The sequence below is a fragment of the Paenibacillus sp. FSL P2-0173 genome (genome assembly GCF_038008045.1).
Classification (GTDB): domain Bacteria; phylum Bacillota; class Bacilli; order Paenibacillales; family Paenibacillaceae; genus Paenibacillus; species Paenibacillus polymyxa_B.
The window spans coordinates 53,804-78,550 of record NZ_JBBOYK010000005.1 but is presented as its reverse complement, the minus strand read 5'-3'; the positions used below and the strand labels follow the sequence as shown (position 1 = coordinate 78,550).

The 24,747-nt window shown below is 44.6% G+C and carries 15 protein-coding genes and 1 pseudogene; 3 read left to right on the top strand and 13 right to left on the bottom strand.

All coding sequences use genetic code 11. From position 1 onward, the window contains the following. Positions 1-26: 26 nt before the first annotated feature. The 3 genes from MKX30_RS23490 to MKX30_RS23480 all read right to left on the bottom strand — a co-directional run bounded on the left by MKX30_RS23490 (position 27) and on the right by MKX30_RS23480 (position 5,035). Positions 27-1,418: an MATE family efflux transporter gene (locus tag MKX30_RS23490; RefSeq protein ID WP_053324395.1), complete on the bottom strand. Its 1,392-nt coding sequence runs from the start codon at positions 1,416-1,418 to the stop codon at positions 27-29. A gap of 275 nt (positions 1,419-1,693) precedes the next feature. After that, positions 1,694-3,064 (bottom strand): MFS transporter, encoded by a 1,371-nt coding sequence (locus tag MKX30_RS23485; RefSeq protein ID WP_023986522.1) that lies wholly within the window; start codon positions 3,062-3,064, stop codon positions 1,694-1,696. Between the two features lie 27 nt (positions 3,065-3,091). Beyond that, positions 3,092-5,035 carry a glycoside hydrolase family 127 protein gene (locus tag MKX30_RS23480; protein WP_076295710.1) on the bottom strand — a complete coding sequence of 648 codons (1,944 nt, stop codon included), beginning with the start codon at positions 5,033-5,035 and terminating at the stop codon, positions 3,092-3,094. 192 nt (positions 5,036-5,227) lie between these two features. Here MKX30_RS23480 and MKX30_RS23475 point away from each other — a divergent pair, with 192 nt between their 5' ends. Both MKX30_RS23475 and MKX30_RS23470 read left to right on the top strand, forming a co-directional pair. Beyond that, positions 5,228-6,103, top strand: a complete 876-nt coding sequence (locus MKX30_RS23475; RefSeq protein ID WP_023986520.1) for a helix-turn-helix transcriptional regulator — start codon at positions 5,228-5,230, stop codon at positions 6,101-6,103. A gap of 110 nt (positions 6,104-6,213) precedes the next feature. Beyond that, the gene (locus tag MKX30_RS23470; protein WP_023986519.1) at positions 6,214-7,611 is read left to right on the top strand and encodes a phytase; all 1,398 of its coding nucleotides are present in this window, start codon (positions 6,214-6,216) and stop codon (positions 7,609-7,611) included. Between the two features lie 566 nt (positions 7,612-8,177). Here the strand turns inward: MKX30_RS23470 and MKX30_RS23465 are convergent. The 8 genes and pseudogenes from MKX30_RS23465 to MKX30_RS23430 form a co-directional block, all read right to left on the bottom strand. Further along, positions 8,178-8,599, bottom strand: a pseudogene (locus MKX30_RS23465) (glycoside hydrolase family 52 protein). A gap of 502 nt (positions 8,600-9,101) precedes the next feature. Then, positions 9,102-10,463, bottom strand: coding sequence for an MFS transporter (locus MKX30_RS23460; RefSeq protein WP_023986517.1), 1,362 nt, complete (start codon positions 10,461-10,463; stop codon positions 9,102-9,104). A gap of 518 nt (positions 10,464-10,981) precedes the next feature. Beyond that, complete coding sequence (locus MKX30_RS23455; protein ID WP_071559709.1) at positions 10,982-11,734, bottom strand: SDR family NAD(P)-dependent oxidoreductase; 753 nt, start codon at positions 11,732-11,734, stop codon at positions 10,982-10,984. 526 nt (positions 11,735-12,260) lie between these two features. Further along, positions 12,261-12,797, bottom strand: a complete 537-nt coding sequence (locus MKX30_RS23450; protein ID WP_076295709.1) for a family 43 glycosylhydrolase — start codon at positions 12,795-12,797, stop codon at positions 12,261-12,263. A 106-nt stretch (positions 12,798-12,903) separates the two neighbouring features. Then, complete coding sequence (locus MKX30_RS23445; RefSeq protein ID WP_076295708.1) at positions 12,904-15,333, bottom strand: glycoside hydrolase family 2 protein; 2,430 nt, start codon at positions 15,331-15,333, stop codon at positions 12,904-12,906. Positions 15,334-15,396: 63 nt separating this feature from the next. Continuing rightward, positions 15,397-15,678, bottom strand: coding sequence for a hypothetical protein (locus MKX30_RS23440; RefSeq protein ID WP_023986514.1), 282 nt, complete (start codon positions 15,676-15,678; stop codon positions 15,397-15,399). 136 nt (positions 15,679-15,814) lie between these two features. Further along, entirely contained in the window at positions 15,815-18,097 is a 2,283-nt protein-coding gene (locus tag MKX30_RS23435) for a glycoside hydrolase family 3 C-terminal domain-containing protein (RefSeq protein WP_071559492.1), read from the bottom strand. Between the two features lie 50 nt (positions 18,098-18,147). Beyond that, positions 18,148-18,285 carry a hypothetical protein gene (locus MKX30_RS23430; protein WP_341063614.1) on the bottom strand — a complete coding sequence of 46 codons (138 nt, stop codon included), beginning with the start codon at positions 18,283-18,285 and terminating at the stop codon, positions 18,148-18,150. Between the two features lie 493 nt (positions 18,286-18,778). Here MKX30_RS23430 and MKX30_RS23425 point away from each other — a divergent pair, with 493 nt between their 5' ends. Beyond that, complete coding sequence (locus MKX30_RS23425; RefSeq protein WP_341063612.1) at positions 18,779-20,023, top strand: helix-turn-helix domain-containing protein; 1,245 nt, start codon at positions 18,779-18,781, stop codon at positions 20,021-20,023. A gap of 393 nt (positions 20,024-20,416) precedes the next feature. On the opposite strand, the gene MKX30_RS23420 is transcribed toward MKX30_RS23425, so the two are convergent. Then, complete coding sequence (locus MKX30_RS23420; RefSeq protein ID WP_341063666.1) at positions 20,417-20,737, bottom strand: helix-turn-helix domain-containing protein; 321 nt, start codon at positions 20,735-20,737, stop codon at positions 20,417-20,419. A 57-nt stretch (positions 20,738-20,794) separates the two neighbouring features. Continuing rightward, the gene (locus MKX30_RS23415) at positions 20,795-24,535 is read right to left on the bottom strand and encodes an alpha-L-arabinofuranosidase C-terminal domain-containing protein (RefSeq protein ID WP_341063610.1); all 3,741 of its coding nucleotides are present in this window, start codon (positions 24,533-24,535) and stop codon (positions 20,795-20,797) included. Positions 24,536-24,747 lie beyond the last annotated feature (212 nt).

Below are 24,747 nucleotides of genomic sequence, written 5' to 3'. Positions count from 1 at the left end.
AGTCAATTTTATAGTAGTGGACCTATTCAGTCGATCAAACGATGCTGGACCCATTTGTTGCCGCGGAAGCGCCAAAGGAAGACGATCCCCCGCACGCCCCATTCAATATCCATAGCCAACCAGACTCCAACAATCCCCAGGTTGAACACTATGCCCAAAATATATCCAAGCACCACCCGACATAACCACATGGACAGCATCGAGGTGAGGGACGTAAATTTCGAATCACCTGCTGCTCTAAGCGCAGAGGGTGTGATAAAGGCTATGGACCAGAGCGGAATCTGGGCCAACGTATTAATCAGTATGACAACAAAAATGTCATCTACGATTTCGGCAGGCGGATGAAACAGCCCCACCATCGGCTCAAACAAAGGCATCAGGATTAATCCCATTACAATAAATGAACAAGACGACAGCCAAATAAACGATTTGGTAAACTTCCGGGCATCCGCGACATTTCGACGCCCCATGCATTGACCGACCACAGTTACAATCGTAAGAGCCAAAGCATTTGCAGGGATTTGGAACACATTAGCTAGGGATGAGCAAATGGCATTCGTCGCCAATGCATTGGTCCCCAGGCTCACAATGAAAATTTGGGTTAAAATTTTGCCCCCATTAAAAAACATCTGTTCCGCTGCAAAGGGAAGCCCGATAAACAGAATCTTTTTAAGCATAGCCAGATTAAAATAAAGCATATCTCTAAGCTGAACACGCAAGTCATCATCTACCCTGACCAAATAGATCAGCGCGCATACTGCTCCTGCATATCTGGACACATTGACGGCAATCGTCATGCCCAGCACACCCATATCCAATACATTAATGAATACCACATTAAGAAGCACATACGAGAGGTTCATGATGAGCGAAAGAGCCAGCGATGCCCTCGTCTTCCCAATGCCCCTCAGCGCCCCACACACTGCCTCAACGATTGCAATCCCCACAAAAGACATACAGCTTCCCAGCAGATATACCTTACCGTTAGCTAATACATCAGGCGAGGCCGAACCAAACAGAACACTTAAAATCGGATTGTACAAAACCATCATAAACAAACTGATACATAAGGCCAGCAAGGAAACGGAGGAAATGGTGCCGGAAGCAGCTTTAGAGACCATGAGGTCGTTACCGCTCCCCTTATACTGTGCCACGACAACCGTTCCCCCGGTAGACACTGCAACAAACACATTAATCAGAAAAATATTCAAAGAATCGATCATATTTACAGCACTGACTGCCGCCATCCCCGACGAGCTAATCATTGCCGTGTTCACCAAATTAAGACCCACAATAAAAGCCTGATCAATCAGAAGCGGGATAAACAGCGCAATAATCTGTCGATAATCAATAGACTCTCCTGAAAAGTGCTTATTCAGAAAGCCATGTGTTCTCATCCTTACACTCAGTTGACTCATATCATCACATTCTTTTTCTCAAATTGAAAAAAACCCTTCAAAAGAAGAGCCTTCATGGCGAAAAAATGTATAAAGTTGCAAGGCTAGATGTGTCTAGTTCTTGATTCTGTACACTTTTCTCTACATAGAAGTATCACTCCAAAAGAAAATCCTGTCAATGGCTTTACTCACATTTGAATAGAAAAAAACAAAAAAACCTGCTCAGCTCAGCGAGCAGGTTTTGGAGCAGCATTATAATGTTTTAATATATCATTAAACCCTTGTTAAAAGAATGTCTATGATCTTCTCGCAATTAAATCTTGTTGAATAGAAGCTTCATTCTTTTCGAATTTTTTATAAAAAAACATAGGAATGATTCCGATCAAGAAGACGATAAATGGCAGCCAGATAAAGCTAAACTGAATGCCGGACAACGCCGTAGGGGTTTGAACTTTCCCAGCGATATAACCGGTGCTGCCCATGATCCATGCTGGCAATAATCCGCCGATTCCGCTACCCGCTTTAATACAGAATGCGCTTCCAATCGAGGTCAGGAAACCACTTGCCCGAATACCATTTTTCCATTCCCCATAATCGACTGTATCTGACAACATCGCAAACGGCATAGAACATGCAAAGCCTGATCCTAACGCACCAATAATCCAGCCGATAATAATGAGGGTTAAGTCTGTACTTCCCATTAAAATCACGACTTGACCCAGCGCAGCTAATATCAATCCGATAATCATAATCGCATTTTTACTTAATTTTCTGGCGAAAAACGGAATCAGAACCATCGAGATCAACTGCAAGGAGGTCAGTCCATTGATTAAAGGTACTAAGTCCTTACTGTCCAGATTGTACTGCAGATAAAAGATTAGCGTTGCTGAACGAATATTCAAACCAATCCAGTAGCACAAGTTGGCAGCTACAACGAGCATCCATGGCCAGTTTCGTTTGATGGCTGTAAAGCTTTTAGCAATGGGAACGGATTTCGTTTTCACTGCTGCATTTTCTCGCAAATCGGCAAACGCTATGAAAAACATAATAATCGCCATGATTCCAAATAAAACGAGCGTTAAGGAAAATCCTTTTTGATCATTTCCCTGTCCAAAGAAAGCGACCAAAGGTAACGTAAACGTCGTGGCGATGAAGAAACCCACATTCCCCCCGACCATGCGGAAGGAGTTCAAGACTACGCGTTCATTAGAATTGGTGCTCAGATTAGGCAGAATAGACGTAATCGGCGTACTGATTCCGGTATAAAGGATACCTGCTATGATATACGTAATGGCGGCATATGCAATTTTGCCCGACTCACTCCAATTGGGTGTCGTAAACGTAAGGACCATGAACACAGCGAACGGAATAGCTAACCATAGAAAATAGGGTCTGCTCTGGCCGTATTTCGACTTGGTTCGGTCAATCAGGATGCCCCAAATCGGGGCATCAATGGCATCGATAAAACGGGTGATAAATAGTAATGTCCCGGCAATCCCGATAGAAAGACCGAATACATCTGTATAAAAATATAATAGATAACTGGAAATAACACAGTATAGTAGATTGCCTGCTGTATCCGTTAATGAATAGCTGATTTTACGATGAAAAGGAACGGTACTTGCTGCCTTTTCCGGTGATTCCGTACTCACAATTCTCGTACTCATGATCTTTCCTCTCCCCATGCGAATGAATTATGATTCATAAACCCATACACGCATTTCCCCTTTAGCCCGATTGCACCAGGCGTAGTAAGGAATGGCGGTAATTTGTTGAGGAACAAATTCAGGAGGCTCCGAGCTATATAATGCGTTCGAATTTTTTACCCGGTATCCCTCTATAGTCAACTTTACAATGCCACCCAGCAGGTTTTCGCTAAACTCTTCCGTAATGAGGCTATCCTTCGTCAATCTTAATCCTGCCAAATTCGCTCCATTATCTACTTCTTCCAGACAGAACACGACTGGGCCGCGTTGGAGAGCAATTTGCTGCTGGTTCATGGAGACCAGCGGATTGCTCCGAATGCGTTCAACTGGCATAGCCAAATGCAGAGTTACCACATCTCCGTCCTTCCAAGTACGCTGAATCTCGATATAGCCATTTTCCAGATGGTCTAATGATATAGCTTCTCCATTCACCTTCACCTCTGCCTGCTTGCACCAACCCGGAATCCGTAGTGCCCATTTGAAGGAAGTCGGCTCTGTTACGTGGATCGAAAAGGTTAGATCCGCATCCCATGGATAATGATGAGTTTGTGTAATTTCAACCTCATGACCAGATAAAGTCATGTTCACCTTGCTGGCAATGTACAGATGCGTATACAACGTATCATCCGTTTGGGTGTACATATTGTCCTCAACCGATGCAATCATTCGTGCCAAATTGGGCGGACAGCAGGCGCAGAAGAACCATTTTTGCCGTTCTGTTTTTACATGCTCCTGATCTTTTCTGGATTTTTGAAAAGGATTAACCTCCAGCGGATTCACGTAGAAAAACCGTTTCCCGTCCAGGTCCATCCCACTAATCGTTCCGTTGTATAGCGCACGCTCCAAAACATCGGCATATTTCCGGTCTGGCGCTAAGCGCAGCATACGATTGGCCCAAAAGGCCAGCCCTACAGAGGCGCAGGTCTCACAGTACATGCTGTCATTGGGAAGATCGTGATGGCAAGTGAACGCTTCCGCGTTTACAGTAGAACCGATCCCTGCGGTGATGTACATTTTATGATTCGTCACATCATCCCACAGCGTTTCACAGGCTTGTAACAGGGAAGCATCCCCTGTTTTCGCGGCCAAGTCCGCCATCGCAATATACAGATACACCGCTCTCACCGCATGGCCGACTGCCTCTTTTTGTTCCCGCACAGGTTGGTGTGCTTGCTGGTATTCGAAGCCTAAGCCAAAATTAATGTTGTTATCATCATTCCAGGTGGGCTCTGTTTGAATATGTTTTCTCTTTTCTTGTTCCTCTGCAAAGTAAATAGGATGCTGTCCCCGCTGTTCAATAAAATATTGCGCTAATTTGAGATATTGATCCTTTGCAGTTACGTCGTATAATTTGATCAAGGCCAGCTCAATTTCTTCATGTCCCGGGTAGCCTTTCCGTTTCCCTTCTTCCGTACCAAAAATCTGCTGAATCAGGTCTACGTATTTCTCCATAATGTGAAGAAACTTCGTTTTTCCCGTCGTTTCATAATAAGCAACAGCCGCTTCTATAAAATGCCCTGCACAATACAGCTCATGATTATCTCTTAGGTTCGTCCAGCGATTATTGGGTTCCTTCAGCAGATAGTACGTATTCAGATACCCATCCTCAGCTTGAGCTCTTCCCAACAATTCAATTACTTCATCAGCCCGCTCTTCAAGCGCAGGATTCGGATGATCCCTTAAGCTAAAGGCAACTGTCTCCAGCCATTTGGCAATGTCACTGTCCTGGAAAACGGTTCCATAATACTCCCCACTGGATTCCCCGGCTGCAATCCTAAAGTTTTCAATCGCATGACTGGGTTCTGTATCTGGTAATTCATCATTTAATGCTTTCCACTGATAAGGAATAACCTCTTCCGCCACAACCTGCTTATACTTTTTCCAAAATAAATCATCAACGATGACATGCTTAACTGGCTTTGCCGTTTTCATTGGATAAACATCCCTTCCTGGAAATAGAACGCTTTCATTTTTGAAAAAATAAGGATAAAGTAATGATAATATCGTACAAGCTAACCTGAGCTCCCCTTGCTACGTCCTTATTTTATCAACCTGAATTTATAAAAAAAATCGCGATCTTTAACTAAAACTTATACGATTTCACACACAAAGGAGCTGGCTTCCATGAGCAAAACAGACTTTCTATCATTCCTTGTCCCTCCGCTGCCTTATTTCATTGAGGGGAATTTTACTACATATCAAAAAGGGGATTGGCACCCGAATAGGTATAATCTGGGTTATTTTGACGTAATAATCATTAAAGAAGGATTGCTGCACATTGGCGAAGAGGACGAAGTGTGGAAGGTAACTGAAAATTACGCTCTCATTCTTGAACCGGATAAACATCATTTTCCCATTGAGGCATGTACAGAACAAACCTCCTTTTACTGGTTCCATTTTCAAACCAATAGCATGTGGTGCGCACAATCCTCGCCCAATCCTATTATACCCAGCACCCCCATTCCCGAGCTGCATTTTCATTCAGAACATACGACCATTCATTTGCCCAAAATTCAAAAAGTGGTGAATCCGCATGAGCTATTTTCGAAATTAGACTATTTACTAGCCTCTACTTTAAAACCTAGAAAGCTGGCACTATGGGAGGCCCAACAGACGTTTGTGAATGTTTTTCAGAGTTTGGAGTATGATCAGAATAATAAAGACAGCTCCTCTAAGTTGGCGGAACAGATCGAAATATACCTAAAACAGAATTACAAAAATACAATCACTAATAAAGATTTGGAGACCCATTTTCACGTACATCAGAACTATCTCGCCAGATGCATGAAGGTCGCCTTCCAGCGCACACCACTTGAGTATTTAATGGATTATCGCCTGGATCAAGGACGCAGTCTTTTGCTGCAAACTGACTGGTCTGTCCAACAAATTACCGAGGAAACAGGATTCTCCCAAGCAAGCTATTTCTCCAAATGCTTTAAAGAAAAGTTCGGAATGTCTCCAAAGAATTACAGACAACAATACTGGAAGCCAGTCCATTGAATGCTTACATCTCCTTTACATTCCTTTTACATTTTCATTGTATCCTTTTGATATTCTCGCTTTATACTGAGTCGGTTATATCATTTTCACTTCAGAAAAGGGGCATACATATGAAGTCAACTAAACTCGCATTATTAGCCATTTTAACGGGGGTTCTGGTATCACCAGAACTGACCCATGCGGCAGACATTCAGCCATCCGGGTATGCACCAATACGGACACAGGCAGATAAAATGGGGGCGACAATTACATGGGACAGTGATGACCACTCTGTTTTGGTCAAACTGAAAAATGGCATTGTCGGGACCTTTACAGTGGGTGAGAAGCAATATCGTCTAGCTGGACTAAGCGGAAAAGCGGACCGGGAAATTAAAATAGTGAATGGAAATGTATATCTTCCTACAAAACTTCTTACAGCGCTTGAAGCAGAGAACAACAAATATGCAGATCCAAAGGATGCAGTCCCCACCTATAAAGTGATCCCTTCTGCTGAAACAGAAGCTGTGGAGGATGGAGAAGACGCAGCCGACGACCCTGCAATCTGGCTCAACCCGGTCGAGCCAGAGAAAAGTAGAATTTTAGCAACCAATAAAGGCGGCGGGATTTTAGTCTATGATCTGGAAGGCAAGCAACTGCAAAACATGAAGGTCGGAAAAATGAATAACGTGGATCTTCGTTACGGTTTCACATTGGGCGGCAAAAAAATTGATATTGCAGGGGCAACCAATCGAACCAACAACACGATTGATATCTTTGCCATTGACGGTGCATCAGGAAAGCTGACCAACGTGGTTGGCAAACCCATTAAAGCATCTATGAAAGAAGTGTACGGATTCAGCTTATACCATAGCCTCAAGACAGATAAATTTTACGCGCTCGTGTTGGGCAAAGAGGGTGAATTTGAGCAATATGAGCTGACTGACGACGGAAGCGGCAAAATTGCAGGTAAGCTTGTCCGCCAGTTCAAGCTGAATACGCAATCCGAAGGCATGGTTGCTGATGATGAATATGGTACGATCTACATCGCTGAAGAGGATTACGCCATTTGGAAGTATAGTGCCGAGCCAGACGGTTCATCCGAGCCGCTGCGACGTGTTGATATTGCAGATGGGCGCAGACTTCACGATGACATAGAAGGACTTACATTGTATTACGGTAAAGATGGCAAGGGGTATCTCATGGCCTCCAGTCAAGGAAACAGTAGCTATGCGATCTATGAACGACAAGGCGACAATGCATATATAAGCAACTTTACGATCAGCGCGAGCCCTACCGTTGACGGTACGTCTGTCACAGACGGTATTGATGTTCTTGGCTACGGATTAGGCAAGAATTTCCCTCATGGTATCTTCGTTGCACAAGATGACGAAAATCTTCAAAACGGCAAAAAGTTAAATCAGAACTTTAAAATGGTGCCTTGGGAGCGAATCGCTACGGGAGCCCCTACTCCGCTAACGATAGACGATGGCATCAACCCGCGTGAATTGGTAAACAGAAGCACGCAGTAATGCCCTTCGGGGAAATCAACTCAACATTCCGACTCTATTCATAGAAAAAAGGGGTGTTCCAAAAGCCATAAAACGGCTGCTTGGGACACCCCTTGTTGCTTTTAAGCAGGATCGACTTGGGTACTCCGTATGGACGCTCCGTCCTCTCCGCTAATTTTAGTGTGAGTTATAACATCAAATGAGACTAAAACGTGCTTAGAAATGGTTGTTTTTATATCAATAATCGAAGATATTTATAACATCCAGTAAGATAAAAGTATTTTTTCTATAAGATACAGTGAGATAATATTATTAGCTGGTAGTTTCGTCGGAATTCCTTGCTTCACTCCTTAAGAGACAGAAAGATCCCAACACACCTATATGAGCAACACCGGAAAGCAATAAAGCTAAGGAACTTAACGACAGAACATGAACGTTTTATAAAGCTGTCCAAAGAATTCATCCAATGTAAAAGAAGAATATACCCGTTCTCAGTTTGATAGGAAACAATCGTCCGGGCACATCTCATGGCCTGTTCCCAAGCTTCCTTCGCCAATTCTGTAAGGCCGCTTGACTTAAAAAGTTTTTCAAGGGCAACTTATGCCGCCCAACATTTGCTTGCCAAGTACAGATTGGGACGGGTCTGGCACAGACACGATAGGCGAGTAGATGGAAACCGTAAGGTCGCCCTCTTTACAAGTATCCGTAGACAACTTAAATTTACGCTGGATGCGATCTTTGGAAATTCGGCCAATTAAATTCATCATGTCTTGAATCATTTGGGCGTGTTCAATATCATAACGCTTAGCTTCATCTTCGCTATGTCCGAAAACGGGAGCGCTTCATACTTTCCTGGTACTTCCGTCTCCATAACAATAAAAATGTTCTTTGCCGGCGATTGACCAAGCTCCAAATCCAAACCGCCATTTGTACCTGGAAAGCCCAACGTGAAACTCGCGAATGCTCCGATCGGAGAGTGATGTGCGTTAAAAAACGCGTTATGGTTCATTTAGATTTCCCAAAAAATTTATTTCATGTTCAATTGCCACCCTAGCCTTCAAAATAACATTGCAGACTGCATGCTCCTTTTGGGGAGACGACTTTAGAAGAAATCCCGCTCTTTTCCCAACTACGATGATGGTGTGTCATCCCATCATACTCGCGAAACAATTGATAAAAATAGTTCATATCATGGCATTTATCCCCGATCACCAAATCAAACTTGTCCTTAAAATAGCGTTTGAACTAGTCGCTTGCGAAACTCAAAGGAAACAGAGCTGTTGGATCTTAGGACTCACCAGAATAGCTGTTTTTGTCCTTTTTTTAGACCGTCACAGCGGGGCAGCACATATACCCGGTTTCATCTTTGTCCAGACTAGCCACCCCTTATATTGTCCCCCCGAACAACACGATTTTCGTTCTGCATTTCCTCCTGAAAATTTGGTTGACCCAATCCGTGCTTTGAAAAATCGGGCGTTCAGGGAAATACTAGTTCTATTTTGACACAACGATTATTCAGGAACTTCTTCCCGTCTTTTCTTTAAGTCATCCAGAATGCCAACGTACTGCTTCTCTAGTGAGTAGAAAAACAACAAAATAGCCATGCAAATATAAGTGAATAATGGCAAATAAATATTCATAACGATGATCATCGATTTTGCAGTATCTGTCTGTATTAATGCGCCCTCCTGATAATGCCCGAAAGCAAGCAACCAGCCAATGAGTGCCGTTCCAAGCGCCGTACCGATTTTACCACCGAAGGAGTTCACACTATTCGTCAACCCAATAATCCGTTGCCCATGCTTCCATTCGCCGTATTCAATCGTACTCGTCATAAGCGGTCCCAGCACAATCATCAGAGGAATCACACCAAACCCTTGCAGTACGGAGCCAGCCAGGCCAATCGGGATGCTGTTAAGATCAATGAATCGAATGAGAGAGCCCAGGATCCCAACTGCCAATCCAAAGATGGCAGTATTTCGCTGGCCCCATCGCTTGATGACAGGCCCGGAGACAGCAAAAACGAGTACCATCGGGATAAAAGAGAGCGCTCCCATGATCCCTACCAAATTAAGATTGCCCCAGATATACTTGGCGTAATACATCCCGGCTGAAGCGGATACAGCAAAATTAATATTCGAGATTAGTGCGATAAAAAAAATAATAAGCCAATATTTGTTCGTAAAAAGCAATTTAAGACCTTTTCTCATCGTATAGTTTTTCTTTATCTCACCAACATCTTTCAATTGTTGGGTATTATATCTTTCTTTAGAATAACGGAAGGTCAAAAAGATTCCAAGAGAAGCGATCAACCCCAGGATTGCTGTTAAAAGCGTCCATTCTTTCTTGCCTCCTCCAAGAGCATTGACAGCCGGAATGAAAGCCATGACGATGATGGCTCCTGTGAAATAATTAGAAGAGGCTCGTAATATCCCCATTAAGGTTCGATCCTGCTGGCTTCTTGTCGTTAAAGCCATTAGGCTCTGATAAGGAATCGATGTAGGAGTAAACACAAAAATATAAAATATGATGTTAGTTATAACAGCGTAAGTTATTTTTGCCCCTGGGCTTAGATCGGGAACGCTGAACAGCAGCAAAATGGATACAAATATCGGGATGATCATTCTTAGCAGCCAAGGGCGGGCTTGACCGTGCTTAGAACGAGTTCGGTCTAGAAGTACCCCCATTCCGATATCTGCGCCAGCGTCTAGAAGCTTGGTAAATAACAAGGCTGTACCTACAACACCAGCCGAAACTCCAACAATGTCGGTGTAGTAGAATGTCATCAGACCTAATAGGGCTGTCATGATACTTAAAGCAATTGAACCTGCCGAATCACCGATTAATTCTTTAGTCGTAAGTTCCCGTTCCATCCAAAATTCAACTCCTTCGGTTAACATCCAAATATACGACAAAAGATTCAGAGAAGAAACTCTTCTCACGCACCACAGTCGCCTTGTCTCATGCTGTCATATTGAATTTGGAGCTCGCGTGGATACCGAGGAGGAATCGATGAATCACTTACCTCACCGAGTTATTTTCTTCGACATCTCACAGTATCCAAGCGGAACGGGATATTTATCCGCAACATTCTAATTGAAAGTCATCCAGTATAGATTCAACACCCTGGTTCTGGTGGTATCCACCGGGTCATTCACAAGACGGGCACAGTTAAGCTACCTTCTCTTTCAATGTCATGCTTGCCAATAAATCTTCCATTCTTTAATCCACGTTCAATTCGGCGTTCTTACATGCAATCAACATATTTCATCCCTGAACCTACTCATGCAACTTGTAAACATCATTCGGTATCCGCATACAATTCAACTAGCTATCGAACGGGTTCCAGAAGTCAGCTTGGCTCATTCTGAGTGATATGGATTAACTGCGATTACAACGTCAGCCCACCGTCAACCACGACGACCGAGCCGGTCATATAGCTGGATTTGCCTGAGGCTAGAAACACGACCATCTCGGCAACTTCAGCCGGATCGGAGAATCGTCCCATCCTCATGGAAGGGAATTCCTCCGGCATATAGCCACTCTCTTGCATCATGGCTGGGACTGTCTGTGTCAGCGCCGTATCGACGCCGCCAGGGCAAATAGCGTTGACCCGAACGCCTTTTCTTACGTATTCTATCGCTGCAGATTTCGTCAAGCCAATCACAGCATGCTTGCTTGCGGAATAGACGGCCATACTGTGTTCGGAGCGAATACCCGCGGTCGAAGCAGTATTGATGATCGAGCCATAACCCTGCTTGCCCATAACCTTCAGCACATGCTTCAAGCCAAGGAAGACGCCACGGACGTTGACGTTGATGACTCGCTCGAACTCGGACAGTTCGATGTTCTCCAGCAAATTGAATTGTTGCAGAACTCCTGCGTTATTAAAGAAAGCGTCGATTCGTCCGTATTCGTCGATGGTTGCCTTCACGTACCGTTCGACATCTTCGTTTTTTGAGACGTCGGCTTGCACAAAAAGACCCTCACCGCCTTGTTCACGAACAAGGCGTAACGTTTCTCCACCCGTCTCCGCATTGAAGTCGACGACAACAACGTTGAATCCAGCCTTGGAAAGCTGAAGCGAGGCGGCACGACCAATGCCACTGCCTCCCCCAGTGATGATGGCGACGGAACCAATCAGTACGGTTCTATCAAGAAGTTCACCAGTTTTAGTCTCGTTTTCCGGGCTTCTCTCATGAGGCTTCGTTTGAACGCCTTCTTCTCCGATGCCAGTCAGATCGGAAACGATAGCCGTGATCAACTCTTGGGGCATATTGGCTTGCGGGATGGCGGCCAGTTGCTTAAGCGACATGCCCTTCCCCATGCTCGCCATCGGATTGGTCGAGATTCCGGGCAAATGCTTCTCCAGCACCGTGGTCGCAGCTTTGTTCGCCAGCAATTCGCTTAATTTCGAGTTTTCGTTAAAGGCCATTTGTGATTCCTCCACTCTTTGGTTTTTTCAGCGTCTGCGTCTGTCATCGAACGCAGCCCAACCTTGCATTGATTCGTAAACGGCATGGAACGAAGCGATGAGCTACGGTTCATTACAATAAATGAAATTAAAGCAGATCATTTTTCCAGTTTAGCGGTATTAATACTGATTGGGCAGCCACCCCTGCTCAATGCTTTTTCCCATATCCTGTTCCAATTTGGTAACATACCACCCTTTATAATTCTGTCTGGAAACCCAAACCACTGCATGAAAAATGCTCCATACAGAATCCGGTGTATAAATGCATACGTCCGTCATCATCCACTAATACGCTTGGATCAAATTGAAAGGTATCTCCCTCTTTATCGCCCAGCAATGTGCCATCGACATAATGGACATGTCCGTAAAATTCATACTTGCCAGCAGGAGTATCACTTACAGCAACGGCAATTACTCCTAGTAAATCAAAAGCATAATAAAGATAATATCTTCCATCCGGTCCCACTTGAACGTCTGCTGCATATAACATCCGCTTCTCGGGATCATTGCACATCGGATCTTGCGTTTTCTCGTAAATGACTCCTTCGTACTTCCAGTTCCCCAAGTCATTTACATCCGCAGACCAACATATATAATTGTTCTCGAAAAACGCTATACCATTAAACTTATCATGACTGCCATATATATAAACTCTGTCACCAAAGACATATGGCTCACCATCCGGTACATATTCATATCTGGGCAAAAATGGATTTATTGCTTGTTTCGTCATTCTGCTGTCTCCCTGATAGCTTCCCTTTGAGTAGAGTCATATATTACATTGAAAAATCTCGTACCCAAAGAGTTAACTCACATCCTGATGGAAAGTCCGAATTCCACTATAGTGCGTTAATTGTAACGGATTGCGGAGTACAGCCTTCAGCAGTGACTGTCAAGGTGATGACGCCTGCGCCGGTTGGACGCACAACCGCCAATGCTTTGCCGTCGAAGGTGGTATTCTCCTTCTCTAAGTAATTCTCTTCGGTTGCGGGGTTGGCACTGCCAAAGCCCTGAATCAAGCCAGGCCCATCAATCATCACAGAAACCTTCCGGTCCATGGTGTTAAACAGATTACCTTGCTCGTCTTCCAGGCTAATCATTACGAAAGCCAGGTCACTGTCGGATGCGGCAATCTCTGTTCGGTCCGCTTCTACTGTGAGCATGACGGCACCGCTTGCCGAATGGAGTGTCATCCTGCCGGTTTCTTGTCCGCTAACGTAAGCCACCGCCGTAATTTCGCCCGCTTCATAGATGGTGTCGAATTCCGCTATAAAGCGTTGTCCTTCGCCCGCTTCAGCTCTTCCGACCGAACGCCCGTTTACCAGCAACTCGACTTCTTCTGCATCGGCATAAACTTCTACTTTAATTGGCTTACTCTCATATCCGCACCATGACCAGCTAGAGACAGAATCGCTCCAGCTCCATTTCGACAGAGAGGCTTTTTTAGAATAATGTTCAGGCCGCTGTACAGCGATATACGGAGCCGTGCGAAGACTGAATACGATCTCACGGTAATAGGATACGGGTCTCCGGTTGCCAAGAATATCAATGTCGCCGCACCAGCCTGTAATCCACGGGTACATGCCTTGATTTGAGGGGGATGAGCTATCCACATCATATTGGACTCTTCCTATCCCCGCTTCCCCCAGGTAATCCCATCCCGTCCAGGTAAAATCTCCAATGATCTGGCTAAGCTCTTTCACGAATTTCCAGTTAACATCGATTTTTTTCGGAAAAGTCTCGCTCCCGACGATAATCCGGTTAGGAAACTGTTCTATATCCTTAAGGTATCGTGATTCTGCATAATTGTAGCCCGCAATATCCACACATGCGAACGATTCTGCCGTTTGCGTCGTGCATAATTCGCTATTAACAATCGCCGAGAGGATGTCACCTAAATTGTTCATCGTTGTATTGATGCCGGAGTCTTCACTGATGTTAAAGTGGCCAGCAGTAGCCATTTTAGGCAATTCCTTCATTACGGCCAGCAAGAAATTAACCGAGTTCGTGGTAAAGCGGGTAGGATCAAGGGAGTGAATCTTCTCCGCGATCTTGCGTCCCCACATTGAACCGATGGAGCTGCCCGTTTCCGGAATTTCGTTACCGATGGAATACATAATTACGCTTGGGTGGTTAAAATCTTTATCCACCATCGCTTGTACATCCTTTTCCCACCAAACGGGGAAGCTCAGCGCATAATCATATTCGGTTTTGGTAGAACTCCACATATCAAAGCTCTCGTCCATAACCAGCATGCCAAGACGGTCGCATGCATCGAGCAGCGCTTTGCTCATCGGATGATGCGCGCTACGCAGCGCATTGAATCCTGCCTGTTTCAGAATCTCGACTCGCCGCTCCTCGGCTCGATCAATGGTAGCAGCACCAATCACGCCATTATCGTGATGAATACACGCACCGCGCAGCTTGACGACCTTCCCGTTTATGCATAACCCTTGATCCGCATCCAATGTTAGCGAACGAATGCCGAAGGTCGTTGACTCCTGGTCCACTTCTTCCTCGTCGGCCTTAACCGTCGTTCTGCACGTATATAGATTTGGCTCGTCTACATTCCAAAGTTTGGGGGCCTTTACCAGAATGGACTGACGAAGCGTTGCCGGCTCGCCCGCAAAGGTCGTGACCGGAGCAAGATCAGAGGCAACAACCGTTCCATCCGCATCGATAATCTCAGTCAACACCTGCACCGTCAAAGTGCTTAAGCCTTCATTTTCAATCACTGTCGCTACTTTTACGACTGCTCGGCCGTCAGATATCTCAGGCGTGGTAATCTTCACACCATCCAAGGCAATATGCGTGAGATTCCCTACGATCAGCTTGGTATTCCGGTAGATGCCAGCCCCTGTATACCAACGGGAGTCTTTGTAATTATTAGCGATAACACGGATCTCATTTTCTTGGCCATATTTGAGGAAGCGGTCAGTCTTTACATAGAAATTGCTGTATCCAAAGGGATGCTGACACGCAAAATCTCCGTTAATGTATACCATCGCTTGATTGTATACGCCTTCAAACTCGATGGTGACCCGCTTGTTCCGGTACTCCTCGGGTACAAAAAATGACTTTTTGTACTCATATTCTCCTTCCGGATAACAAGCGATACTCGGGCTGCCGTCTTTCAGTCTCTCCTTCTCCCACATCGCATCATGCGGCAAAGTAACAAGCTTATGCGGCTTTTTATCCGTATCGATCTCACCAAAGTAGCTAGGTTTTGGGCCAACCAGCCAATCAGCATTAAAAGATGTTTTAATCATTTCTAAGTCATCCCCTTCTTTTATATCAGAGCTTGAAGTTTTCTTTATTGTTCGTTCTTGGATTTACAGGGCCACACTAGTCTGTATCTCAAGTTTATATTGGTTACGTGAAGACATCTTCGACGTTGTAGGACCCTGGAAATAATTTGGTACATCCATTTCCCCTTCACCTTCCATAAAGGAAACCTCTTCCTGAAGAAGTCTTGTTCGTGGATATGCATTTTCCTTCTTAAGATTCAGATCGTGCCAAGCTTCAGTGAAATGGGCAAAGTAAGAACCAAACAGGACAATTTTCTTGACTCCCGCCTGCTTAGCCAAGCGCGCCAGCCGCTGAGTCGGGAGCACATCCGATGCCTCCTAAAATAAATATTTTTTTCATACTCGTACACTCTCCCTGGCTGTCGATTTCAGTTTTAAATCAGAAAAAATATACTTTCTGCTGAACACTGAAAAAGATATTTTAAAATCTTGGATTGTGCATTTATTGGCGAACTGCCACGTTCAAATGCTCCAGAAGCATGGAGAGCGTCTCCTCCGTAAGTGCTCCACCTGTAAACGGAATTAAAGCCCGCAGCGACATATAGCGCATGGATGCCTGAATCATCTCCGCAGATACAGCATCTGAATGTGCATTTTCGGCTCCCTGGGGAGCCAGCCCCTGCATTTGGGCCAACACCGCCGTCGTTTTCGGATTCGAAAGCAATTCGCCTAGAGCTGTATTTCGATCGTATACCGGCACGATTTCTCTCGTAGTAGATTCCACCATAACTTTCGTTTGCAAAGCGATATGCCGTGAAGAGGACCCTAGTAAGATATCAAATTCCCCACTCTCCACGTGCCAGTCCTTGTGCTCGACACTGTAGTGTGCAAAGCTTCGTTTATCCAACGTGAAAGAGATGGTTTTCTCTTCTCCGGGTTTGAGCGCAACTTTGGCAAAGCCTTTCAGCTCTTTCTCAGGACGGCTTACCGTGGATTCACAATCATGGACATACAGCTGGACCACTTCCTTGCCAAATACGGGACCTGTGTTTTTTACATTCACGGTTACAGAGAACGTTTCGTTATCCTTCATTTCGGTCTGACTCACGGTTAAGTGGGAGTATTCAAACCGGGTGTAGCTGAGACCATAACCGAAAGGAAACAAAGGCTCGATATCTTTCATGTCATAATAACGGTAACCTACGTAAATCCCTTCCCGGTATTCGACGCGGTCGCCATCGCCAGGGAAGAACAAATAGGATGGATTGTGCTTCAAGGATTGAGGGAAGGTTTCCGCCAATTTACCGCTAGGGTTGGCATCGCCGAACAACAAGTCAGCGATAGCTCCACCCGCAGCCTGACCACCCAGATATCCCTCCAGAACAGCCTTAACATCTTGGAGCCACGGCATGAGAATCGGTGATCCATTGCACAGTACCACAACTACATTGGGCTGAACGGCTGCAACGGCAGAGATGAGCTGTTGTTGATTGAGCGGCATATCCAGATGAGAACGGTCATACCCTTCTGATTCATAGCGGTCGGGCAGACCCACTACGAGTACAGCTATATCTGAGGCAGCTGCAGCCTTTATCGCTTCATCAAGCATAGACTGATCGGATTCGTCCGAGTCCTGACCGTAGCCCTGCTTGTAAGTAATGGACGCGGTTTCCCCTGCGGATATCTTCATTTGTTCATAAATGCTGTCCAGCCGTGTAGGCTTGATATGGGAGCTTCCTCCACCTTGATATCTAACCTTTTCAGCCATTTGCCCGATAATTGCGATTTTTCCTTCTTTCTTCAAAGGAAGGATTTGATTCTCATTTTTCAGCAGAACCATCGTTTCTCTCGCAACTTCTCTGGCCAATTGATGATGGGCTGTCTGATCATAGCTGGCATTTTCACGCTTGGAATCGGCTGCTTTAAAAATGACATGCAGCAGCCTTTCTACCGCTTGGTCCAGCTTTTCTTCGGATAATTCACCGTGGTTCACGGCTTCAACAATTTGCTTGGGCCCTTCTCCGTTCGAAGAAGGCATTTCCAGCTCCATACCGCCGGCAATGCTGGCCACAATTTCACTTACCGCAGCCCAGTCGGAGACCACGAATCCTTCATGGCCCCATTCTTCTTTCAGAATGGTTGTCAGCAAGTATTCATTCTCAGAGACATAAGACCCATTGACCTTATTATAGGCTGACATGACGGTCCATGGCTGAGATTGCTTTACAGCCTTCTCAAAACCGGTCAAATAAATTTCTCTTAATGTACGCTCATCTACAATGGCATCTGTTGTCATCCGCCGATGCTCCTGGTTATTAACGGCAAAATGCTTCAAAGAAGTCCCGACGCCTTGACTTTGCACACCTGCGATATGCGCTGCAGCTAATTCCCCGGTCAAATAAGGGTCTTCCGAGAAATATTCGAAGTTGCGTCCGCACAGCGGCGAACGCTTGATATTGGCGGCAGGTCCAAGGACGATAGCTACATCTTCTGCCTGTGCTTCCTTGCCAATGGTTTCACCCACAAGCTGTACCAGCTCGCGATTCCAGGAACTCGCCAAACCAGCAGCTGAAGGGAAACAGGTGGATGTTACACTCTCATTGAGACCTAGATGATCCGATTCCCCGTCCTGCTTTCGAAGACCATGCGGGCCGTCAGTCAATATAATGGACGGAATACCCAATCTGTCTACGGCTTGGGTTGACCAGAAGCTGGCTCCAGAACAAAGTTCTGCTTTTTCGTTCAACGTCATCTGTCTTACCATATTTTTAATATCACGATTCATTCTTCTCAACACTCCTCGGTTATGAAGCTCTGCAAGCAGGCAGGCTTTAACTATTGTTCCAGAACGATCGCCGAGAGCTGAAGGTCCAGTTCATTCAACAGCTCTTCCGGTGCCTCAAAGGAAGGATAACTGGCAAGGTTACGGATTGAGGCTTCTCCCCCAGCCAACCATGTTTTGTCCCATATCAATTACTGTTTCACCCGCTGGTGTAGTCATAATCTCCAACTTCAGTGATGCTGACTTTTACTTCCTTGCTTTCTCCCGGTTGCAAGCTCACATTTTCGAATGCTAGTGGAACAATGCTGTTACCAGCCTCATGTGTAGTAAATTGAAAACTATTCCGATGAATTGTTATTTAATGTTTATTTTTATTTTTTTAGTTTAATTTAAATAATATGACATACACTCTTTTCTAATCTGCTACGGTCAATTTTCCCTTCACTTACCCCAATGATGGGCTTCTTGTTTAGCTAAATTCATGTGATCACTGAAATAGTATTTAAATTCGTAAGCGCTTACCACAATGTATTAAAATTTTCTACTCTGTCCTATTATTCAGTGAGTCTTAACCCCTTTCGTTTTCTTAAAAGTAAGATAAGTCTTATTATAAGGAATAAGCGTTTTGATTGTGGTATGATTATTATATAAATCATACAAATCATCACTGAAAATGAGGTGAAAATGATGAAAGTGGCTTTTCATCAACTTGCATTTTTAAGCAGGTTGATTTATGAATCCATACAACTTCCGGTTTTTTATCCAGTTTCAAATACTGATAATAGCATTAATGTAGAATCCAGTGATGATGCTAAAAACAGCATGTACTTTAGTCATCAGATCGAAATTGCTCGTTTACTTATGGAGCAGTCGATTCATACCAGGATTCCAAGTATTCATAAAACCATCTTTGATGAGTCTTACATCACGATTCCATTCTCAGCAGAAGAACAAACAGTTTCTGCAATCATTATTGGCCCTGTTTATTCATATCCCAGATCTGCGGAAGAAAACAAAAATTCATACCATGAGCCTGACTTAGATGACAAATTACAGCAGTACGTACAACAATTATCTCATGTAAATAACAAGCGTCTTTATCATATTTGTATCCTTGCTTTCTATCTTTTGAATGGTGTATGGTTAGACATTTCCGATGTAATAAGTAGTGATTTCCTTATTGTGGATGAAAATAATTCGATCAGAAATAAAGTGGATTTAATTATATCCAAACAACGTGAGCTATCTGAGTATAAGGATGGGCGTGACCTGGAGGAACGTGTTCTTCAAATTATCAGAGATGGAGATAAAACTAAATTGCTTAGTATGTCTTTTTTTTCAGCTGCATCTCATTTTGAAGAAGGAGGGCTGTTAGCCAAGTACAGCCAACTCCGAAACAGGAAAAATTTGAGTATTTGTACGATTACATTAGCTTGCCGTGCTGCAGTAGAGGGAGGACTATATGCGGAGATTGCATACATGATAAGCGATCATCATATTCAACACATTGAGCAATTGTCTGATATAAAAGCGGTAGAATATGCAACTTTTAATGCATTGGTCGATTTTGTAGAACGAGTGTCTAAAGCAAAACGGAAGCACCTCTCCAAAGCTATATCCTTATGCCAGGAATATATTAACAAACATATTTATCAAAATGTGAATCTTACTATTTTGGCGGATTTAACCCACCTAAAGCCAAACTACTTAAGTCAAAAATTCAAAAAAGAGACAGGCATCACGATAAGTAATTTCATTCAGATGGAAAAGGTCGAAGAGTCAAAAAAATTACTGCTATTAACAACTGATTCTATTCACAGCATTTCTTTGCGACTGAGTTTCTATGATCAGACCCATTTCATTAAAATATTCCAAAAACATACCGGGGCAACGCCTGGTCGATATCGCAGAGAGAATAAGCTAAGATAGAGCACACTGCTTGAGCACTGAAAAGCTGCTTGATTTCCTGTCCATTAGTTAAAAAGCAGCCGAACGTACTGCTGTAGTGCTCCGTTTTCCTGTTGGCATAATTTATCTTACCTTGAAATCATCCCTCTTGGCGAAGTCTGAGCAGGCGGTCAATTTGTTCTATGACCTTCTGAAACGAGCCTTTGCCCCGGATTAAATCATGCTCCTGTTCAAAGCCTTCAATGGCGATCAGAAGTCAATATTTGCAACGCCTAATGGGATTGGCAGATTCACCAAAGTAAAACTGATTAATTTCATCGGTGTAAGTTCCCCCAGATTCCCCATACAAGCAGTATCTCATACTCACAGAACACAAATTAAAAGCATCCTGATATTTTTCGCAAAATAGTACAGTTATGCTCTATTTCTGTACCGCTTTAACTTCAAATTCAAAATCCCCTCAATTTTCCGTTTATCATCTAGATTTAGCTTTCGAAAGCCTGAGATTAAATTTGATTCAAGATCATCTATCTGTACACGAAATATCCCGCTATTAGAAACTACCGCCTCTTCAATTAGCAGCCAATCTAAATCAACACCGAAATTTAGTTTAAGAGCAATTACGGTTTCTAATGATAGTTTGTATTTATCTTTTTCCAATTCACTCAATGTTCCTTGTGATACACCAATAATCTGTGAGAATTCAATTTGATTAAGCTTGTTCAATTTTCGGATGTTTTTTATCCCCAGCGGGAAAAGGTTCCACCATCATTACCCTAACCATCTCGTACCCTATGCTTTAAGATCCAGCACCAGCACATTTACCGAGTTGGCCGGTAAGTCTAAGAGAACAGAATCCGTATGAAGCGTGGTCTGCTGTTCGGTAGGCACTACCTTCTCGTCATTCTTCTTGTTCACGTTAGGTACATGAACAAGCGAGGAATCGCCGGTTAGTGTAACCAGCTTAGCGATGGACTCAACATTCAAATCTTGTAGATTCAGCTGTGTTACCTTATCCACGTTGTCGGCATTCACCAGCTTCACGTATACATGCTCAGCATCTTGGGTTACCGAGTTGAACACGTCTCTGTTGTAAGCCTCCAGCTTGTAGTCCAGCACTTTGCTGGTTGTTTCGCCGTCGGTGTATGAGCAAATCAGATTACTGCCCGTTTCACCGCCGTAGTTCACTGTTATGGTGTAGTCCGTGTTGTCAGCCAACTCTTCATAGCTAGCTGCTCTCAAGTTACCTACCGCTGTACTGGAAGAGTAGTCACCCAATGTGTAGCCTTCTATGCCTTGCTTGTAAACCTTCACGCCGGTAGCCTTGCCGCCATAACCGATCGCGTATTCGACAACGTCCTTTTTCTCCGCAGAAATATCCGTGAGACCCGCACCCACATAAAAACCGTCCGTGCCGGAAATACGGGAAGCGACCACCTCTACCTTGTAATTGCTCCAGCTGTCGTTCAAGATGTACAGACCATTCAAACCGCTATCCTGAGCTTTGAGGACAAGCCCCTTGCCTTCCTCCACTGTAGAGCCCACGGAACCGGGAATGACCTGCCAGGCCGAATTCAATTCCTGGGTAAAGTCTTGATCCAGCAAAACACTGCCGTCCTGGTTGGAAGTAACAGTCACACGCTTAATCATAACTTCGGCGTTGCCTGTCGCTATTTCAATTCCACCCTGAGGAATGAGATCCGTTGGCTTGCCGTTTTTGTAAGTAGAGAAAGAAGTGCTCAATACTTTATTCCCCAAATATTTAGCATACATTTGCTGTACATAGTAGTTCGGCGTAAACCACACCGTTTCGTCATCGAACCAGATGCAGTCTGGCGTCCATCTGTAGGTTCCATCTGTCAGCACCTTGTTAAACAGCGGTGCATAGGCAGCTAGCCGAACGACATCGGCATTATTTTCGAAGCCCGTCATCACCGCTGCCTCTGCTACAGCGCCTGCTAAAGTATTTTTATCCGTTGATGCGTACTCCCCGACAAAAACCTTTGATGTTGCTTTCCAATTTATACTGCCGTCCACGTTATAAGCTCTGTAGTAGTAGTTATAGCGGTCCACGTTATTCAGCAGGTACTCGTTAGAACGATAGTAGTGCTCGTCTGCAATGGTATCCATATAGTCCTTTTGCTTCTCATACCAGGTTACCGTTTCTTCCGTCACCTGGTCACCATCTGCAAAAGCAACCTTAGCCGAGCCCTTCATATTACCGCTCAGGAACTTCCAGCCCTGCTGATAGGCATCGTCGTCTGCTTGAGCGCCAACCGTGGAGATGATATGCAGCTCATAACCCGGATAGTTTTTCTCCATGTACTCATCAATCGACGTCTTGAACACTTCAAAGTTGGCAAAGAACTCTGTGCCCCAGTTCTCGTTACCCACACCCAAATAACGCAGATCGAACGGAGCTTCATGGCCCATTTTTTTACGCATAGCAGCCCATTCATTATGTTCAAAATCCACACTGATCGCAAAGTCGATCAGATCTGTAAAGTTCTTAATATAGTATTCTCTTAATGCGCCTCCAGCCGGATGAGCGTAATCGGAACGGGCTTGGCAGAGAACGCCACAGGCCATAACCGGAAGCGGAGCTGCATTCAGGTCTTCTGCCAACTGGAAATACTCCATATAACCAAGGCCCATGGTCATCATGTAGCCCCATACATTAAAGTTTTCCTTGCGCAGCTCGATATCCCCAATCGATTCCTTCCAATCGTATACGTTTTCCCATATAAACGAACCCTCGGAAATACAACCACCTGGAAACCGCAAAAACTTCGGATGCATGCCAACCAGTGCGTTCACCAAATCTTTTCTCAGTCGGTAGTTAGGATTTCCCTGGAAGTTAGCATGTGCCGATGGGGATTGCGCTTCCTCTCCTGCGCCCCATACATCTTGTGGGAATAAAGAAACCATATCAACCGAAATGTCCCCTTCAAATGTAAGCGCCAGCTGCCCGAGAACCGTAGCTGAGCCTGTCAGCACAAGTTTGGAATCGATGCCGTACTTCTTCCACGTGTTGCCACCTTCCACCTGTATCGTAACCGAATCACTAATAGCCTTTTCATTCGAGTCTTGCAGTTGCAGTGTGATTGCCCCCGCTGAATCGGCCTTCGCCCAGATGGTAAACTCATACTTGGCACCCTCTTGGATGGACATGGCACAATTCTGGTTAGAATCGGAAAAGCCCTTGTTCCGAATTGTTGCACCATCCGCTACCGTCACATAATAAGAGTTCACTTCTTTGTCTTTTGCGCCTAAAAACTCATTTAATCCACCGCTATGTTGTGGAGTCATCTTGTCCGTATCACCAGACCAGGCAAACAACGGGTTGCGGTTCCGTCCTGTAGAGCAGCCGCATTCACCGGAAGCATGGGAATACGTATCAAACTCGAAAGATTCAAAGGAGCGATTCTGAACGAGTTCTGCATAAATCCCGCCATCTGCCGCGTTATTGATATCTTCATAGAACAAGCCGTACATCACTTCGCTGACATCCAGTACTTCCTTATTTCCATGAATGGTCAGCGTGTACGGAGGCAGCTGTTCAGGAAGAACGGATACTTCAAAGCTTTCTTCAATCTGGCTTAAGCCCTTCATTAATAAAGCTGTGACGGTAACCCCTTGTGCAGAGGTAATCGCCTGCACCTGCCCATTGTCAGAGAGTATACTAGGTTGGCTGGATTTCCAGGTCACTTCTACTCTACCGCCCATCAGAACGGTTGGCAGAGATAAGTCCTTGGTCACAATCGTCGTTGGAAAGGACAAATATTTATCTCTAGCAAGCTTCACGATCTCTTCATCTGTCAACGAATCGCACATGACCTCAATGACTTCATCTGCCGACAAGCCTGCTTTATAAATTCTAAAGTCTGAAACGGAGCCGGCAAAGTCTACATCCGCCGCATGCTGGGAGCGACCGATAAAATTGTTGCTGTAGTTGGACGAGTCTGTAAACGTTTCGAACCATTTACGCAGCTTGGCATAGTTACCGCTGGAAGTTTGGCTGATGGAACCATCCGCTACCACTTCACCATTGACATATATCACCGGACCGGCACTGCTTAATGTGCCGCCTTCCGTGCCGATCACAGACAGGGCTATGTGCATCCACTCATCCCTGACAAAGCCTCTTCCCGGGTCTACGGACAAATCCGCCTCGGTGAAAAGGGTTCCGCGCAGATTCCGTGTCATGAACATATAGGGTCCTGTATGGGCTTTACCAAAGTCAAAGACACGTTCCCACATATCTGTGAATCTGCCGAAGTTGACCCAAGCAGTAACCGTCACACCGGTGTTATCGCTTACATCTTTGAATAGATCGGAAGGAAGCTGGATATACGATGTACCGTTGGGGCCACCCTCAAGCATCAAAGCTGCTCTACCAGTAGCATGGGAAATCGTAGGTGTTACTGTGCCTGAAGCAACCCCATCGTTACCTTGCCCTGAGCTATCTTTGCCGACGTTCTCTGCATCATCAAACTTGTAACGCGCAATGATTTGATCTTGGAATTTGGTCATCTTCGTTGCTCCTATACCTATAGTTTATTAATGTAATAACTAATTAATTAATATAAATACATACTATATAGCTATAGTACCTTATCCTGAGTACCTTTTTCAATCCAATAAATCGGATTTATGAAGAAAAAACTTGAACGAACTACATAAAAAAGCAGCCATCACAGAAGATACTCTGCGATAACTGCCTTTTGGCTTACAGGATTACTTGA

Bases quoted from the DNA above. Each gene is read 5' to 3' on its own strand.
- MKX30_RS23445 (WP_076295708.1), bottom strand. From the start codon at position 15,333: ATGATTAAAACATCTTTTAATGCTGATTGGCTGGTTGGCCCAAAACCT.
- MKX30_RS23490 (WP_053324395.1), bottom strand. From the start codon at position 1,418: ATGAGTCAACTGAGTGTAAGGATGAGAACACATGGCTTTCTGAATAAG.
- MKX30_RS23485 (WP_023986522.1), bottom strand. From the start codon at position 3,064: ATGAGTACGAGAATTGTGAGTACGGAATCACCGGAAAAGGCAGCAAGT.
- MKX30_RS23415 (WP_341063610.1), bottom strand. From the start codon at position 24,535: ATGACCAAATTCCAAGATCAAATCATTGCGCGTTACAAGTTTGATGAT.
- MKX30_RS23435 (WP_071559492.1), bottom strand. From the start codon at position 18,097: ATGAATCGTGATATTAAAAATATGGTAAGACAGATGACGTTGAACGAA.
- MKX30_RS23470 (WP_023986519.1), top strand. From the start codon at position 6,214: ATGAAGTCAACTAAACTCGCATTATTAGCCATTTTAACGGGGGTTCTG.
- MKX30_RS23460 (WP_023986517.1), bottom strand. From the start codon at position 10,463: ATGGAACGGGAACTTACGACTAAAGAATTAATCGGTGATTCGGCAGGT.
- MKX30_RS23425 (WP_341063612.1), top strand. From the start codon at position 18,779: ATGATGAAAGTGGCTTTTCATCAACTTGCATTTTTAAGCAGGTTGATT.
- MKX30_RS23450 (WP_076295709.1), bottom strand. From the start codon at position 12,797: ATGACGAAACAAGCAATAAATCCATTTTTGCCCAGATATGAATATGTA.
- MKX30_RS23475 (WP_023986520.1), top strand. From the start codon at position 5,228: ATGAGCAAAACAGACTTTCTATCATTCCTTGTCCCTCCGCTGCCTTAT.
- MKX30_RS23480 (WP_076295710.1), bottom strand. From the start codon at position 5,035: ATGAAAACGGCAAAGCCAGTTAAGCATGTCATCGTTGATGATTTATTT.